Origin of the sequence: Peribacillus sp. NPDC097895 (assembly GCF_050277555.1) — a bacterium.
GTDB lineage: Bacteria > Bacillota > Bacilli > Bacillales > DSM-1321 > Peribacillus.
Genome location: NZ_JBNNSH010000001.1, coordinates 667,878 through 684,763 on the forward strand (window position 1 = coordinate 667,878; position 16,886 = coordinate 684,763).

At 40.2% G+C, this 16,886-nt stretch carries 17 protein-coding genes and 2 tRNA genes; 18 read left to right on the forward strand and 1 reads right to left on the reverse strand.

Annotated elements, in window-relative coordinates; all coding sequences use genetic code 11:
- Nucleotides 1-31: 31 nt before the first annotated feature.
- Nucleotides 32-1,264, forward strand: a complete 1,233-nt coding sequence (locus tag ACQKMH_RS03120) for an aspartate kinase (protein WP_427586034.1) — start codon at nucleotides 32-34, stop codon at nucleotides 1,262-1,264.
- 64 nt (nucleotides 1,265-1,328) lie between these two features.
- Here the strand turns inward: ACQKMH_RS03120 and ACQKMH_RS03125 are convergent, their stop codons facing one another.
- A complete protein-coding gene (locus ACQKMH_RS03125) occupies nucleotides 1,329-1,799 on the reverse strand; it encodes a YslB family protein (protein ID WP_427586035.1) in 471 nt (156 codons plus the stop codon).
- 383 nt (nucleotides 1,800-2,182) lie between these two features.
- Here ACQKMH_RS03125 and ACQKMH_RS03130 point away from each other — a divergent pair, with 383 nt between their 5' ends.
- The 17 genes from ACQKMH_RS03130 to ACQKMH_RS03210 all read left to right on the forward strand — a co-directional run bounded on the left by ACQKMH_RS03130 (nucleotide 2,183) and on the right by ACQKMH_RS03210 (nucleotide 16,414).
- Nucleotides 2,183-2,791: a succinate dehydrogenase cytochrome b558 subunit gene (locus ACQKMH_RS03130; protein ID WP_427586036.1), complete on the forward strand. Its 609-nt coding sequence runs from the start codon at nucleotides 2,183-2,185 to the stop codon at nucleotides 2,789-2,791.
- Nucleotides 2,792-2,861: 70 nt separating this feature from the next.
- Entirely contained in the window at nucleotides 2,862-4,613 is a 1,752-nt protein-coding gene (gene sdhA, locus ACQKMH_RS03135) for a succinate dehydrogenase flavoprotein subunit (protein ID WP_427587495.1), read from the forward strand.
- A gap of 17 nt (nucleotides 4,614-4,630) precedes the next feature.
- Nucleotides 4,631-5,404 (forward strand): succinate dehydrogenase iron-sulfur subunit, encoded by a 774-nt coding sequence (sdhB, locus tag ACQKMH_RS03140; RefSeq protein ID WP_048689018.1) that lies wholly within the window; start codon nucleotides 4,631-4,633, stop codon nucleotides 5,402-5,404.
- A 321-nt stretch (nucleotides 5,405-5,725) separates the two neighbouring features.
- Nucleotides 5,726-6,190, forward strand: coding sequence for an acyl-CoA thioesterase (locus tag ACQKMH_RS03145; RefSeq protein ID WP_427586037.1), 465 nt, complete (start codon nucleotides 5,726-5,728; stop codon nucleotides 6,188-6,190).
- Between the two features lie 123 nt (nucleotides 6,191-6,313).
- Entirely contained in the window at nucleotides 6,314-6,538 is a 225-nt protein-coding gene (locus ACQKMH_RS03150) for a helix-turn-helix domain-containing protein (RefSeq protein WP_028392149.1), read from the forward strand.
- A gap of 225 nt (nucleotides 6,539-6,763) precedes the next feature.
- Entirely contained in the window at nucleotides 6,764-7,207 is a 444-nt protein-coding gene (locus ACQKMH_RS03155) for a MarR family winged helix-turn-helix transcriptional regulator (RefSeq protein ID WP_427586038.1), read from the forward strand.
- A gap of 10 nt (nucleotides 7,208-7,217) precedes the next feature.
- Complete coding sequence (racE, locus tag ACQKMH_RS03160) at nucleotides 7,218-8,021, forward strand: glutamate racemase (RefSeq protein WP_427586039.1); 804 nt, start codon at nucleotides 7,218-7,220, stop codon at nucleotides 8,019-8,021.
- A gap of 267 nt (nucleotides 8,022-8,288) precedes the next feature.
- On the forward strand, nucleotides 8,289-9,362 hold the full coding sequence (locus ACQKMH_RS03165; RefSeq protein ID WP_427586040.1) for a GerMN domain-containing protein: 1,074 nt from the start codon (nucleotides 8,289-8,291) through the stop codon (nucleotides 9,360-9,362).
- Between the two features lie 287 nt (nucleotides 9,363-9,649).
- The gene (locus ACQKMH_RS03170) at nucleotides 9,650-10,150 is read left to right on the forward strand and encodes a GerAB/ArcD/ProY family transporter (protein ID WP_427586041.1); all 501 of its coding nucleotides are present in this window, start codon (nucleotides 9,650-9,652) and stop codon (nucleotides 10,148-10,150) included.
- Nucleotides 10,151-10,540: 390 nt separating this feature from the next.
- On the forward strand, nucleotides 10,541-11,152 hold the full coding sequence (locus ACQKMH_RS03175) for an XTP/dITP diphosphatase (RefSeq protein ID WP_427586042.1): 612 nt from the start codon (nucleotides 10,541-10,543) through the stop codon (nucleotides 11,150-11,152).
- A 2-nt stretch (nucleotides 11,153-11,154) separates the two neighbouring features.
- On the forward strand, nucleotides 11,155-11,667 hold the full coding sequence (locus ACQKMH_RS03180; protein WP_427586043.1) for a metallophosphoesterase family protein: 513 nt from the start codon (nucleotides 11,155-11,157) through the stop codon (nucleotides 11,665-11,667).
- Between the two features lie 170 nt (nucleotides 11,668-11,837).
- A tRNA-Arg gene (locus ACQKMH_RS03185) sits at nucleotides 11,838-11,911 on the forward strand.
- Nucleotides 11,912-12,303: 392 nt separating this feature from the next.
- Nucleotides 12,304-12,377 (forward strand) — tRNA-Arg (locus ACQKMH_RS03190).
- A 150-nt stretch (nucleotides 12,378-12,527) separates the two neighbouring features.
- Entirely contained in the window at nucleotides 12,528-12,728 is a 201-nt protein-coding gene (locus ACQKMH_RS03195) for a hypothetical protein (RefSeq protein ID WP_427586044.1), read from the forward strand.
- Nucleotides 12,729-13,356: 628 nt separating this feature from the next.
- Entirely contained in the window at nucleotides 13,357-14,634 is a 1,278-nt protein-coding gene (locus ACQKMH_RS03200; RefSeq protein ID WP_427586045.1) for an MFS transporter, read from the forward strand.
- A 224-nt stretch (nucleotides 14,635-14,858) separates the two neighbouring features.
- Entirely contained in the window at nucleotides 14,859-15,311 is a 453-nt protein-coding gene (locus tag ACQKMH_RS03205; protein ID WP_427586046.1) for a PaaI family thioesterase, read from the forward strand.
- Nucleotides 15,312-15,637: 326 nt separating this feature from the next.
- Nucleotides 15,638-16,414, forward strand: coding sequence for an enoyl-CoA hydratase/isomerase family protein (locus tag ACQKMH_RS03210; protein ID WP_427586047.1), 777 nt, complete (start codon nucleotides 15,638-15,640; stop codon nucleotides 16,412-16,414).
- Nucleotides 16,415-16,886 lie beyond the last annotated feature (472 nt).

Sequence of the window (16,886 nt, forward strand, 5' to 3'; positions counted from 1 at the left end):
TTGCCTAAAAAGATAGAGAGGGTGCATGAGGATGGCATTAATCGTTCAAAAATTCGGCGGAACATCCGTCGGTAGCGTAGAAAAAATCAAAAATGTTGCCAAACGGGTAATCGAAGAAACGGAGAATGGAAATGAGGTAGTCGTCGTTGTTTCAGCAATGGGGAAAACCACGGATCAATTGGTTTCCATGGCCCGGGATATTTCTGGAACCCCGAGCAAGAGGGAAATGGATATGCTATTGACTACGGGGGAACAGGTAACGATTTCCCTGTTAACGATGGCATTGATTGAAGAAGGACATGAAGCCATTTCGTATACTGGCTGGCAAGCTGGCATGCAAACGGAATCCGTTCATGGGAATGCCCGGATTTTAAACATCGATGCTTCAAGGATCCAAGCTCAGCTTTTGGATAGGAAAATAGTGGTCGTAGCCGGTTTCCAGGGGAACGATGCAAATGGGGAAATCACTACCTTAGGGCGAGGCGGTTCTGATACGACGGCGGTTGCCATCGCTGCAGCGCTGAATGCGGATAGATGCGATATTTATACGGATGTAACGGGTGTTTTCACAACGGATCCACGCTACATAAAAGGCGCGCGAAAACTCCAATCCATTTCTTACGATGAAATGCTGGAACTTGCCAATCTGGGGGCAGGCGTCCTTCATCCAAGGGCTGTCGAATATGCAAAAAACTATCAAATTCCGCTTGAAGTCCGTTCGAGCATGGAGAAAGAATCAGGAACGATCATTGAGGAGGAAGCAACTATGGAAGAAAACTTAATCGTACGCGGCATTGCTTTTGAAGACAGTATTACAAGAGTCACAGTATTTGGTTTGCCCCAATCACTTGGTGTTTTATCAACGATTTTCACGACACTTGCGAAAAACAGGATTAATGTGGACATCATCATTCAAAGCATGACCGCCGAGGATACGACCAATCTATCATTCTCCATTAAAAGTGAAGATACGGAAGCGGCCTTGATCGTGCTGGAAAATAATAAAGAAAAATTGGCATTCAATCGTATTGAAACGGAAGGCGGTTTGGCCAAGGTGTCCATCGTCGGATCCGGTATGGTTTCCAATCCAGGAGTGGCCGCCGAGATGTTCGAAGTGATGGCCCATACTGGCATCCAAGTGAAAATGGTCAGCACATCGGAAATAAAAGTCTCGACTGTCGTCAACGAAAAGGAAATGGTGAAGGCTGTCGAATCGCTTCATGAAGCATTTAAACTTGGGCAGCATGCAAATGTACTAGCTTAAATGAATGGAGCCCAATAAAAAAACAGACTTCCGGTTAAAAGGGTAAGTCTGTTTTATGGGCTCATTAGATTGGATCTCTGGGATCCCATTGAATGGTGAAGGTCACCTTTTTTGCGCGGCGTTTGACTTCTTCCGTTGATTCGCTGAGGAATTTTTTTTGCAGTGTAAACTGCTCGGCAAGGAAGCCGGCTTCAAGTTGGAAGTGACAGTCAGGATGTAAATCCAGGCGGCGGCTGATTATTTCACCAGTCAATGAGTATTCCATCTCGTTTTTCGTATACTTCATGATTTCGAGATTGCCCCATCCAGCGCTCTGGAAAAATTCAATGATTTCCTGATCGCCATTCAATGGGAATTTTCTTGCTAACTGTTTACCTGCCCAATAGAGGATTTGATTAGAGTCTTTTCCGAGAATATCGTTCAATAGAACTTCTCTGATTAATTCATATCCGAAAGCTGGAACTTGGAAATCTTCAGTTTGAATTTGTTCAGTTTCAATTTCTTCTTCTATCGCAGCAGCAATATTTTTTTTCATAGATTATCGCCTCTTTCTGTAAATCTATTATAAACGTTTTTCTTTTGCAAATTATACTGTTTTTTATTTATTTAAATAGCAATTGGAAAAAAATGAGAAATTATATCGAGATATTAATAGATTAATGAGTAATTTCTCCAAAATATTAACTTGACAAATAAAAAATAGTAAATTTAATCCAATAAAATCTATTCTGAAAAAGAGATTTCTTGTATCCGTTTTCTTGACGCACATAGAAGTCAGGAGTAAAATGGACATGTCACATAATTGTAAAGGGAGTATAGGGGAGTTTTCTGACTCTATACTTTATTTTCACGCGGAGATAAAAGGTAGCCACCAGATTATCTTTGCATGATTTTTCACAAATTAAGGGGGGGCACTTAGTGGCAAAGAATCGTGAGTTTGGGAATCGCAGGCTTCATTCACTTCTAGGAGTAATTCCAATTGGTCTATTCCTAATTTTTCATTTATCGGTAAACTTTATGGCAACAAAGGGAGAAGAGACTTTTAATGGGGCAGTTCATTTAATTGAGTTTACGCCCGTAAAGATTTTGGTTGAATGGGTCGTCATCTATCTACCAATCCTTTTCCATGCTGTGTACGGAATTTATATCGCCTTTACAGCAAAAAACAATTTAGGCAGATTTGGATTCTTCCGTAACTGGATGTTCATGCTGCAACGTCTAACTGGAATCATAACTTTGATTTTCCTTGTTTGGCATATTTGGGAGACAAGAGTTCAAGCAGCACTAGGGGCAACAGTTGATTTCGATATGATGGCGGAAATTTTCTCTAGTCCATTTATGGTTGGTTTCTATATTGTTGGTATTATCTCAGCAATTTTCCACTTCGCTAATGGATTATGGTCATTTGCAGTGAGCTGGGGTCTGACAGTTTCACCAAGATCGCAAAGAATCATGACTTACTTTACATTGATCGTTTTCGTTCTTCTTTCTTATATTGGTGTTAGCGCAATTTTCGCTTTCGTATAAGAAGATAGAGTTCATTTATAAGTATTAGGAAAAACATAGCTTGGCTAATGGAAATAAGGGAGTGACAGAATTGGGTAAAGGTAAAATAGTTATCGTTGGTGGAGGTCTAGCTGGATTAATGGCTACGATCAAAGCAGCAGAGCTGGGACAACAGGTTGATTTATTTTCTTTAGTGCCTGTTAAACGCTCTCACTCAGTTTGTGCCCAAGGCGGAATCAATGGGGCAGTAAATACAAAAGGTGAAGGGGATTCTCCATACATCCACTTCGACGATACAGTTTATGGCGGGGATTTCTTGGCTAACCAACCGCCGGTTAAAGCGATGTGCGAAGCAGCACCATCGATCATCCATATGTTTGACCGTATGGGTGTTATGTTCAACCGTACTCCGGAAGGTCTTCTTGATTTCCGTCGTTTCGGTGGTACTCAACATAGCCGTACAGCATTCGCTGGTGCAACAACTGGTCAGCAATTACTTTACGCATTGGACGAGCAGGTTCGCCGTTATGAAGTGGAAGGCCTTGTAACGAAATACGAAGGCTGGGAATTCCTTGGAGCTGTTATCGATGATGATCAAACAGCTCGCGGTATCGTAGCTCAAAACCTGACTTCAATGGAAATCAAATCATTCCCTGGCGACGCAGTCATCATGGCGAGCGGCGGCCCTGGAATCATTTTCGGTAAATCAACTAACTCAATGATCAATACAGGATCAGCAGCTTCCATCGTTTATCAACAAGGTGTAAATTATGCAAATGGTGAGTTCATTCAAATTCACCCGACAGCAATCCCTGGAGATGACAAACTTCGTCTAATGAGTGAATCCGCTCGTGGTGAAGGTGGACGTATCTGGACATATAAAGACGGAAAACCTTGGTATTTCCTTGAAGAAAAATATCCTGCTTATGGTAACCTGGTACCTCGTGATATCGCGACTCGTGAAATCTTCGACGTATGTATGAACATGAAGCTTGGCATCAATGGAGAAAACATGGTTTACCTAGATCTTTCTCATAAAGATCCTAAATTACTTGATATTAAACTTGGCGGAATCATTGAAATCTACGAGAAATTCATGGGTGAAGATCCTCGTAAAGTTCCAATGAAAATTTTCCCTGCCGTTCACTATTCTATGGGCGGACTTTGGGTGGATTATGACCAAATGACTAACATCAAAGGTTTATTCGCTGCAGGTGAGTGTGACTACTCTCAACATGGCGGTAACCGACTTGGTGCGAACTCACTTCTTTCTGCAATCTATGGTGGTTCAGTCGCTGGACCGAATGCCGTTAAATATATTGAAGGCCTTGATAAAACTTCAGAATCCATTCCATCTTCATTGTATGAAGGGTACGAAAAACAAGAACAGGAAAAATGGAATGGTGTCATGTCTCTTGATGGTAACGAAAATGCGTACGTCCTTCATAAAGAACTTGGTGAGTGGATGACACAGCATGTTACTGTAGTTCGTTACAATGACAAGCTGAAAGAAACGGATAACAAGATTCTTGAGTTGATGGAACGTTACAAGAAAATTAACATCAATGACACGGCAAAATGGAGTAACCAAGGAGCTGCATTCACTAGACAGCTGCAAAACATGATGCAATTGGCTCGTGTAATCACAATTGGTGCGTTAAACCGTGACGAAAGCCGCGGAGCGCATTACAAACCTGATTTCCCAGAACGTAATGATGAGGAATTCATGAAAACGACTATGGCAACATTCAAAGGCTTGGATCAAGCACCTGAATTCCATTATGAAGATATTGATGTATCACTAATCGCACCGCGTAAACGTGATTACACTACGAAACACTAAAGAGGGGGAGCAAAAAAATGGTTGAAACTAAATCTGAGACTAAAACAGTCCGTTTTATAATCACTCGTCAAGATACACCGGATTCAGCTCCTTATGATGAGGAATTCGAATTAGCGTACCGCCCGAATATGAACGTAATTTCCGCTCTAATGGAAATTCGTCGTAATCCAGTAACTGTACAAGGTAAGCACACTACAGCAATCGCATGGGACATGAACTGTCTTGAAGAGGTATGTGGTGCTTGTTCAATGGTTATCAATGGGAAACCAAGACAATCATGTACAGCTCTTATCGATCAATTGGAACAGCCGGTTCGTCTTGCTCCAATGCGTACTTTCCCTGTTGTTCGCGACCTACAAGTCGATCGCAGCCGTATGTTCGACTCATTGAAAAAGGTAAAAGCATGGATTCCAATCGATGGAACGTACAATCTTGGACCAGGACCTCGTATGCCAGAAAAGAAACGTCAATGGGCTTACGAGTTATCTAAATGTATGACTTGCGGTGTTTGTTTGGAAGCTTGTCCAAACGTAAACAGCAATTCAGACTTCATGGGGCCACAACCATTATCACAAGTTCGTTTATTCAACGCACATCCAACGGGTGCAATGAACAAAGCTGAACGTTTAAATACAATCATGGGTGATGGAGGACTTGCAAACTGCGGTAACTCTCAAAACTGTGTGCAGTCTTGCCCTAAAGGCATTCCATTAACGACTTCGATTGCAGCGTTGAACCGTGATACTACGATCCAACAATTCCGTAACTTCTTCGGAAGCGACGAAGTTTAATAATGAACATGTAAGAACCTGTATCTTAGGATATGGGTTCTTCTTTTTTTATCGCCTATATTAGTTCCAGACCTGAAGGATGGAAATCGATATTATGTTCTTCACTCTAAAAATATAAGGATTGATAGGCAATACTGGATTGAAACCAGAATACCTCCACTACGCATAGTAACTTTTAGCCTGCAAAAAATGGAGAGAATATGTCATATGAACTGTGTATGATTCAAAATAAACAGATTTCAATAGAAAATCCTTTTCATATTCCTTATTTTCTTATAAAATGAGTGAATAGCCATTCATTTCTGAAAGGGAGTGCACAAGTTGGGCAGAATATCATATATCGATAATATAACGGAGTGGATCAATGATTTTTCTTTTAAACATGAGATGAAGGTCCGCTTTTCTGAAACTGATATGTTCGGGCACTTGAATAACACGATTCCTTTTACTTATTTTGAGGAAGCACGGATCGAGTATTTTAATAGCCTGGGGTTTATGACGGATTGGACTTCGGCTGGAGGTGAAGAGATACCGGTCGTTGCCGATTTACAGTGTGATTATCTACAACAGGTGTTTTTCAATGATCAATTGACGATCCATGTGAAAGCTGACAGTATCGGAAAATCTTCTGTAGACATCCATTACATGGGAACGAAACAAGATGGTTCAATTTGTTTAACGGGCAGGGGAACGATTGTCCAAGTCTCCAAGACAACCGGAAAGCCGATACCTTGGTCAGAAGAGATGAAGCATTGGATGTGGCAGACAGAGGTCGAACATTCCTAAAATAATTTTCAGGTTAGACAAGTAAAAGAGTCACTCCCTTGCCCCGCCCGACATACTATATCTTGACTAAATAGACACCCACTCCGGGTTTTATGCTGGTGAAGGCAAGGAGGGTAACATTACTTGAAGGAGAACGAATTCACTCATAAGCCACTACTCACCAAAAGAGAAAAAGAAGTATTTGAGTTACTAGTACAAGACAAAACAACAAAAGAAATCGCAGGTGAATTGTTTATTAGCGAAAAAACAGTTCGAAACCATATCTCGAATGCGATGCAGAAGCTTGGAGTCAAAGGACGTTCGCAGGCAGTCATAGAACTCCTTCGTATGGGAGAACTTAAACTTTAATGTGTTGACTCTTAATACGTAAGCATTATAAATAATTTCTCTCCCGTTCTATTTGGCAGCATATAAGGAAGTCCAAAACAATTTGGTTGTTTTGACTTCTTTGGATGCTGCTTATTTTAATGAAGGGGGTTTCATTATGGATTTCCAACAATCAATCTTGAAATTCATTTCACTTTCATCCAAAATGGTAGTATGATAAGTTTCATGAAGTGGGGAGCGGAGTCAATGGATGAAGAAAATCAGGTTGCTTATGTAGCCGAAATCGAGAAGGAATTACGCTATGTATCGACATGGCTTAAGCAAAGGGGAAGAGAAATTCTCCATGATTATAAAATAACCATTCCTCAATTCGTGGCTTTGCAATGGCTTTTTGAATCGGGCGACATGACGATTGGCGAATTGTCCACGAAGATGTTTCTCGCGTTCAGCACAACGACGGAACTGATTGACCGCATGGAGAAACATCAGCTTGTTTTGCGTGTCAAAGATGAAAAGGACCGGCGTGTCGTTCGTATCCACCTTCTGGAGGAAGGTGAAAGGATTATCGAAGAAGTGATTAATAAAAGGCAACAGTACTTAAGTGGCGTGTTGGCCAATTTTAATGATTCTGACATCGTTTCCCTCCAACGGATTCTGGCAAAACTACATCAAGAAATGAAAGAAAAATGAGGCGAGTTTTTTGAAACAACCAATAGGAATCATTGATTCAGGCGTAGGCGGCTTGACTGTAGCTAAAGAGGTCATGCGTCAACTGCCAAATGAAAATATAATTTACTTAGGTGATACCGCAAGATGCCCTTATGGTCCAAGGTCCAAAAAGGATGTCCAAACCTTCACATGGCAAATGACGAGGTTCTTGATGAAGAAGGATATTAAAATGCTGATCATTGCTTGCAATACGGCTACTGCAGCGGTACTGGATGAAATCAGGGCCATACTTCCGATCCCTGTATTGGGTGTCATTCACCCTGGTGCAAGGGCGGCATTGAAAGTTTCGAATTCCTTACATATTGGCGTTATTGGTACGGAGGGCACGGTGAAAAGCAAAGCATATGACGACGCGCTGTTCTCCATCAATTCCGATGTGAAAGTAGATAGTTTAGCATGCCCGAAATTTGTTCCGATCGTAGAAAGCGGCGAATTTCAAGGGGGTATTGTAAATAGGGTCGTGGCACAAACCTTGAACCCGTTGAAGAAAACGAAGATCGATACATTGATTCTGGGGTGTACCCATTATCCACTGTTGGGACCAGTAATCTCATCCTATATGGGGGATGGAGTACAAGTCATATCCTCTGGGGAAGAGACGGCCCGTGAGGCAAGTGTCATTTTGGATTACTATAAATTAATCAATAGAAGCAAGCTCCGTCCAGTTCATCGCTTTTATACAACAGGTTCAAGAGATATGTTTGGTTCAATCGCATCGAGCTGGCTCGGTATTCATATTAATACAATCGAAACCATTAAAATTGACCACTTATAAGGCTTCCATTTGGAGGCTTTCAGACTGTAGACAAACTCGATAGAGAGTTTGTCTACAGTTTTTTTATGGCTTTTACAAGTTGAACGTATATTGGGGAATGGGGTTCGATTGTTTCAAGCGGAAAGTCCCGTAATCCCATTAAAGCTGACAAACATCCAGCAGTACGGGCAAATTGCCCAGCTCCATTTATGAGAGTTAAAAATAATTGGTCTATTTTCCCTTAGGGCTCGTATAAATAGGAGTACAAACTGTCCTAGGAGTGATTTTATGTCCAATAAATCAAAAGTAACAATGGTTGTGACCATTCTGGCATCATCTTTTTGGCTTTCGGGCTGCGGATTATTTGGCGGTGAAGAGAAAAAGGAGATTGATCCACCAAAGGATGTTTCATTAGTCGAGGATGAATCTTCATTAAAAGAGACGAATGGTGAAGAACAGCCGGCAACAGATGGAGAAAAAGGCGCTGTTGAATCAAAAACAGTAAAGACGGAGTTATATTTAATTGATAAAAGTGGGTATGTCGTTCCACAGACTTTGGAACTTCCGAAATCTGAAGCCGTCGCTAAACAGGCGCTTGATTACCTTGTCGATAATGGGCCTGTCACAGATAAACTTCCAAATGGGTTCAGGGCAGTCATTCCTGCCGATACCCAAATAAGCGTGAACATTAAAGAAGGGGTGGCCGTGGCGGACTTTTCGCCAGAGTTCAAAAACTATCAAAAAGAAGATGAACTTAAAATCCTTCAAGCCATTACATGGACCCTGACACAATTCGACTCAGTCGATAAAATCAAAATGAGAATAAATGGGGAAGATATTTCCGAAATGCCGGTCAATGGCACACCGATTGATGAGAATATTTCAAGGTCTTCAGGAATCAATATCGATACGAGTGACGTGGTCGACATTTCCAATTCCAAAGCCCTGACCGTTTATTATGTAGGCGGTGACGAGGAGTACACCTATTATGTGCCGGTAACACGGAGGATCAGTGAAACGGTGTCTGATAATGTCACAGCGGTCATTCAGGAATTGACGAAGAGTCCTTCGGGTTCGAACTTACAGACAGGGTTCATGAGTGATGTAGCATTACTTGACCAGCCTAAAGTGGCGGAAGGTAAGGTCAGTCTCAATTTTAACGAAAATATCCTTGGCAGTTTCAAGGAGAAAAAGGTGTCACAAGAAGTCCTGGATGCCTTGGTCCTTTCTTTAACGGAACAGAAAGGAATTGAAAGCGTTGAAGTACAAGTACAGGGCAGCGCAGATATTCTTAATGAAGAGGGCAAGAAGTTATCAGAACCTGTGGTCCGTCCAGAAAAAGTCAACACAGGCAGTTTTTAAAGAGCACTATTTTATATAGAAATAGCACAAAGAGGCAGCCAGAAGCTGCCTCTTATTTTTTACCTCAAGCATTGAATTGCCACGTTGTTAGAGCCCATGTTGTATAAATTCTAATTATTGTATTAGTTGAAATCTAATCCCCCCGCCAAGCCATTTCTCGTATCGTGAGAAAGTTTTACATAAATAAATTTTTAAAAGGGGAAATTACTTTTAATAATGTAATTAATGGGGGGGATATTATGGATCAAAAGGTCATTTAGGCCTTACACATCTATGTTTTAATCATTATGAATACAGGATTCATGGTACATGTCCTGCTCCTTCCCTATATCTTAACTGCATCTCAACGCGACGCATGGATAAGTGTCATCATAAGTGTGGTTCCCTGTATCGTTTGGACTCTATTTATTTTTTATATATATAAAAAACTAGATAAAGAAGATATAATCGCTTTTCTAAAAAAATGGTCTACACCTTTTGTTACATATATTTTCTCTATAGCATTTGGGCTGTACTTTATAATTAACGCCTTCATAAGCTTCAAATTTACAATGATTTGGGCAAAAGCTAATTATACTCATGACATACCAAACATCGTAGTCGTTAGCATATTCACTTTTATTTGTATTTTTGCAACTTATAAAGGGATACGCACCATAAGTACTTTGGCTCTCCTGTTTCTTCCGTTCGTCACTTTTTTCGGGATATTTGTGGGGCTGGGGAATACGAGTAATAAGAATTACGAATTATTGTTCCCGATATTTGAAAGCGGGTATCGCAATACTTGAAGACATTGGAGAAGGGGGGGAAATCAATACAGACCTTTTTAACATTAGTGAAAAGGCATACAGATACCATGTCAATAAGTGAGATAATAAAATTATTAATTCCTTTGATAAAACCTCAATAAATAACATAAAAGTTAAAATGCATATTGAACATAGCGAAAATTACAAACGTTAGATTACAAGTTTCGGGTTATTGCAGATGAGGGAGTTGTGTTAGACTTAACTTATCCGGATAATTCAGCAGCCGTTGTTGATCATGATAGGCAGCGATGAATTCGTCCGATTTGGCACTGGAGAAGAAGAGGCTTTTACATATAACGAGTTACAGCAAATTCTTTCTTAGCTCCAAAAAGTCTTATGCTGATAAAATTAAAAAGGGTGAAATGAAAAATGAAGACAGTAATCATTGCAACGAAAAATAAAGGGAAAGCCAAGGAGTTCGAAAGCCTATTCTCTGCTAAAGGATATGATGTCAAAACACTTCTTGATGTACCGGATGCTCCGGATGTTGAGGAAACAGGCACGACTTTTGAAGAAAATGCGATCCTGAAGGCAGAGGCCATTGCCCATCAACTAGGCCACTTTGTCATTGCTGATGATTCCGGATTGATTGTAGATGCATTGGAGGGCCGTCCAGGCGTATATTCTGCGCGCTATGCCGGAGAGTCCAAGAGTGATGAAGCAAACACGGAAAAAGTCCTCCGGGAACTGGAAGGCGTGCCAAAAGAGGATAGAACGGCGAGATTTTATTGCGCCTTGGCACTAGCGTCACCCCACCAGGAAACGATTACCGTATCGGGCACGATGGAAGGCTTGATTACGGAACAGCCATCGGGAACGAATGGATTTGGTTATGATCCCATCTTTTTTGTTGAGGAACAGGGCAAAACAAACGCCGAATTGACAAAAGCGGAAAAAAACAAAATCAGCCACCGCGCCAACGCATTGAGGGCTCTAGATGAAAAACTTGATCTATTTCTAAAAAGGGAAGAAGGAATGTGACGATGAAAGTGCTAATTATGAGTGACAGTCATGGCTTAACTCATGAAATCAGCATGATTACCGACCGTCATAAAAAAGAGGTTGCCGCCATGATCCATTGCGGTGATTCAGAGTTGGAAAGAAATGACCCTCACATGTCGGAGTTCTTAGCCGTTCGTGGGAATTGTGACTATGATTCGGCATATCCGAATGATATTGTGGAGAGTATCGCAGGCAAGCGTTTCTTCCTTACGCATGGACACCTCTATAACATAAATATGACGCTGATGAACCTATCTTATAAAAGTGAAGAGACAGGGGCGGATATTATTTGCTTTGGTCATTCCCACGCTGCAGGTTCAGAATTGATTGACGGCAAGCTCTTCATCAACCCGGGAAGCATACGTCAGCCGCGTGGACGAAAAGAGAAAACCTATGCCATTTTGGATATCGGAAATGGCCAACTTGAAATCATCTTTTATGACCTTGAAGGAAAAATCGTTGAGGAACTAAGAAATGCTTATCAAATGGAATGACTTCATGTAATATGAACAGGAAGCGTTTTTACCCGCTTCCTGTTCATAAAAAAGAAAAAACTTTTTATGAAAAACCGTTGACTTTCTTTTGATATCCTACTATAATAAGAAGTGTCCTAAGGGAACAGTTAAGGTAATACATAAGTTTTACCGCAACTTATATCATAAACGTCTCAGTAGCTCAGCTGGATAGAGCAACGCCCTTCTAAGGCGTCGGTCGGGAGTTCGAATCTCTCCTGGGACACTAAAAAAGTGGCTTTAAAGCCCGATGTGAAAACCTTCTATATCGTTTAGTGAAACGATCCGTATAACGGTCATGTAAGAAATTACACCGTATATCGATTTATCCTACTAATGATATAGGTGGTTTTTTCGTTTTATCAGATGTTGAAGTAGAAATAAGTTATATATGATAACTTCGAATTGTTCGATAAAGTGTATTCTCCATTTTTTACTGCAAACTTCATTCAAATACCATGATAAATATTGAATGAATGGTAGGGGTGTTCTAAAACTCTTCAAAATTTTATATTACTAGTATTGCAATGAGTATTATACTAAGTTATAATAAGAAGCACCATTACGGTCTAAGTTCGAAACGTGGCCTTATACTGAACTGAAGAAAAATAGCGATATGTCTCAGTAGCTCAGCTGGATAGAGCAACGCCCTTCTAAGGCGTCGGTCGGGAGTTCGAATCTCTCCTGGGACACTAACTTAAAAACGCCAAAACCTTTAAAAGGTTTTGGCGTTTTTTCTTTTTGTTTTACGGATGATATGTGGCAAGAAGTTTTTTATTTCTTATTTATCGCAGGTGGATTGTCTTTTATGTCGAATTTGTAATAAATAAGGAGTTGTTTAGATGAATAAAGATAGATTATTTAAGTTCATTCAAACTTCCACTCGGGGTAATTTCTTTTCAGTAGAGATAGCCGAAGATGGAACTGAAGTAGTTCAATTAGCCAAGGAATTAGAAATGGAAGGAAGAATTAAGTTAAGAGCGTGTACGAGAAAAGAACAAGGTGTTTATCTGGAAGGAATACTTAAGTTTGTGCCTAGCTAATACTTATTGAGTTTTTTCGAATCAAAGGAATTATACAACGTTCAAACCATTTCATATCTTTATTTGAAAAAAACATCCAACTAGTTGGATGTTTTTTTACTTTGTATATCAATTCCCATTTAATGTTTGAATGTTTTGCCGAAACGATTTTAGAATAGATTCCTGGGTTTAATGACAATCTTGCTCTGATATCAACTTTTACAATGGTATTTTAATGAAGGGTATAAATACCACGGCAATAGTGGAGCAATTATTAAGAACGGAGGCGTCTGTCGGGTCTGCCAGTTTTTACTGATCGACCTTTTTGTTTAAAACAATCCAGCGAGCTATGTGAACCCTGAGGGTAATCGAATATCCCTGCAATTAAGAGATTTCACTGGTAATCTCCTATTATATACGAAACAGACCTAACTATTTCCCTCATTTTTGATGGCATGTTTTTTGCATGATTTATGGGTGCAGTCCACAAAAGTAGAGTTGAAGACGATCAAAAGTCAAGAAGCTTAATGGGTGACATAGAAGGGAATGATTGTGTTTGTTACAGGTACAGATGTGAACAAATGAGTAAAGAAAGGATCAGGGCAATTCGTTTATAAAAAGAATCAAAATTGTAATGAGGCTGTTTGTATTGATTCATTACCAGTTTGTAAGAGCGGGTACAGCACCTACCAATAGTAAGAAGGGAAGCGGAAAAGTGCATTATATTGAAAGTGGTAGCCGTGAGTATCGTCGGGCGCTAATTGGATTGTTATTGGGAAGTATTGTTTCATTTTCCATCTTGTATAGCCCTCAACCACTGATCAGTCTTTTTTCAGAGGAATACCATGTTTCACCGTCAACTGCCAGTTTTGCCGTTTCACTGCCCACGATTGCGTTAGCAATTGGTTTGCTTTTTATCTCGACTTTATCCAATGCCTATGGCAGAAAGACGATAATGAGCCTTTCGTTAATATTAACTTCCATTCTAGCTATTGCTTCATCTTTTACTCATTATTTTCATGTATTCCTAGCGATTAGATTTTTAGAGGGCGTTACCATATCCGGTTTTCCTTCCATAGCCATGGCGTATTTGAATGAGGAATTTTCCCCGAAGAGCATTGGGAGAGTAATAGGGGTTTATGTTGCTGGAAACGCTGTGGGCGGCTTTGTGGGACGCATCGTAATTGGCACTTTGACGGATCTTTTTTCTTGGCAAATAGCCTTGATGGTCCTGGGGATAGCCAGTTTATTATGCAGTCTTTGGTTTTTTGGTTTTCTGCCTGAATCCAAAAACTTCCGAATGATTTCAATCTCGTTTAATCATTGGGCATGGAACATGAAAGAAGGTTTAAGAAGTAAAAATTTATTATGTGTGTATGGTATCGGGTTCTTATTCATGGGTGTGTATGTTACATTATTGAACTATCTCGGATATCCACTCACAAAAGCACCGTATAACTTAAGTCAAACGGTTTTTAGCTTTGTCTTTGTCGTTAATTTAATAGGTATATGGAGTTCGGTATGGTTTGGGAAATTGGCTGATCGCTATTCTTGCAGAAAAGTGATTAGTTGGTCGGTTACTATCCTGCTATTTGGAGCGCTGCTAACATTACATGATGAGTTACTTGTTAAAATAACAGGGATTACAGTCTTTACATTTGGTTTTTTTGCTGGACATACGGCTGCCAGCGGATGGGTAGGCTTTTTGGCAACAGAAAAACAAAAAGCGCAAGCTTCTTCCTTCTATTTATTATTCTATTATACCGGTTCAGGCCTTGTCAGTTGGTATGGTGGATTCTTTCTACATCATTTTGGCTGGGGAGGAATCATCGGGTTTATCAGTGTACTGCTGATCATTGCCGTATTGGTTTCTTTTCAAATGACGAATCTTGTTCGCGTAACACGAGATAAGCAGGAAGGAAAATGAAAAGTATACTTTCATTTAAGTGGGACAGGTCATTAGCAAGTATACAGTCCTGTCATTTAATAAGCCTTTTCTTTAGATAAGGTGATTTTTTGTGTAAAAACGCATTAATATAATGCAATTTTACATTGATGATACCAAGATTCGGCGGAAAAGAGAGATATTTTTCAATTTATATTTTGGCATGTTTCTTGCAAGTTTATCAGATTAGAAAGGAGAAATGTAAATTGACAGAAGAAAAAACACAGTCAAACAAGAATCTGGATGAAGAAGAATATATAAGCCTATTTAAAAATGAGTATGAATCCTCCCCATTCTGGAAGCAAATGGGGATAGAAATGGATCAATTGGATCAAAATCATGTCAGGATAAAAATGCACATGACCCCTAATTTTCTTAATGTAAACGGATCTGTACATGGAGGGGTAACGGCTGCCTTGCTCGATTCCATAATGGGCGTCACCCTGCGTCATAAATTTTATGAAGCAAAGGTCGCAACCATATCTTTGACAACCCAATTCATTGCACCGGTTTTTGTAGGAACAATCATCTATGCAACAGCCAAGGTAGTCCATAGTGGAAGGAGAATCGCTTCCCTTGAGGCGAAATTAGAATCAGAAACTGGTGAACTACTTGCTGGGGGCATAGGCACGTTCATGATATGGAAAACAGAAAAGTAAAAAAATAACGATAGGCTATTCCATTATCGATGCGAAAAATCATTTCAGCGCCTTATGGAAGTGGATGCCTTTTTTAGTGAAGCTTTGGAGTTTGCCGAAACCATTGGAAGAATTGCCGGATAGCAATTCAATCCGACCAAAGCCATTGTGGAAGAAGTGTTTGGCATCCCGGATAAAGACGCTAGAAAACAGATACTATTTATATTGCTGTGGATACGGAAGATTTTTTAGAAGGAGTTCGCTCATTTGTAGAAAAGCGTACTCCCCAGTTTTCAGGATGATAGTGAGTGATGGGAAGAACTATTGATTAGGAGAGGATGATTAAGGTGGCATACAACCATATTGAAACTTCTGTTGAAAACGGGGTTTGTCTTGTTACATTAAATAGACCGGAAATCAGAAATGCGCTAGTTGTCGAAATGCGGGAAGAATTATCAGATTTCTTTAAATCGCTCCAACATGATGCAAGTGTAAAAGCAGTTATTTTAACGGGTGAGGGGAAAGCATTTTCCGCAGGTGGTGACCTGAGCACATTACAAGGTATAAGCGCTGCCGCTGGAAGAAAGAGATTGCAAGTGGGACATGAGGTGATCCACTCCATAATGGATTTGGAGAAACCCGTGATTGCCGCAGTGAACGGGGCAGCAGCAGGAGCTGGAACCAGTCTCGCCTTAGCCTGCGATATGATTATTGCAGCCAGATCATCTTTTTTTGTTCAGAGCTTTCTGAATGTTGGGTTGATACCTGATCTTGGATCCATTCATTTCCTGCCTAGGTTGATCGGACGCCATCGTGCAATGGAATTAATGCTTATGGGTGAACGTGTTACTGCGGAACAAGCTTATGAAATAGGTCTTATTAATAGAGTGGTTGACGACAACTCTCTTTTGGATCAAGCATCTTCAATTGCTCTAAAGCTTGCCAATGCTCCAGGTATGGCAATGGGGTTAACGAAGAGGCTAGTAAACAGGAGCATGCATGCTGATATTAGTGAAACATTTGAATTTGAAGGCTTTGTTCAAGGCCTATGCTTCGAATCAAATGATTTCCAAGAAGGTGTAAGTGCCTTTATGGATAAACGCAAGCCGCAGTTTAATAGGTGACGTATATTGGATACTTAATTGCCACCATCATTGAAAACGTGCAAGTGTAAGAGAATGAAACATCATGCGGTGAATGGTACTGCCCAATGTGTTTGTTCTTTCTATAAAATGAGAGTGTGGTGTTTGATTTATATTACCTTTTCTTCTAAACTATAAGAATAGTATGAATATTAACTTAATTACACACTCATTTTCGCCTCATGCATATGAGGGGAAATACTTAGTTAAGGAAAGATTGGGAGATTTTTTATCAAAGAAGGCTAACAAACGCAGAAAAGGGAAGCTTGGCTATTAAGTCCACAAGTCTTCCATGCCCCTTTTTGAAATGAGCCGAGAAACGCTCGTGGAGGAGCTGGTCCGTCAAAAAGGGCGATTACATAACGTCTTCTTTATAATTTAATTATTGGCATTCCTTGTGTTTATGCCCTTGACAGTCACCTTTCGCATTTTCATATCCGTACGTTCTTGCAGT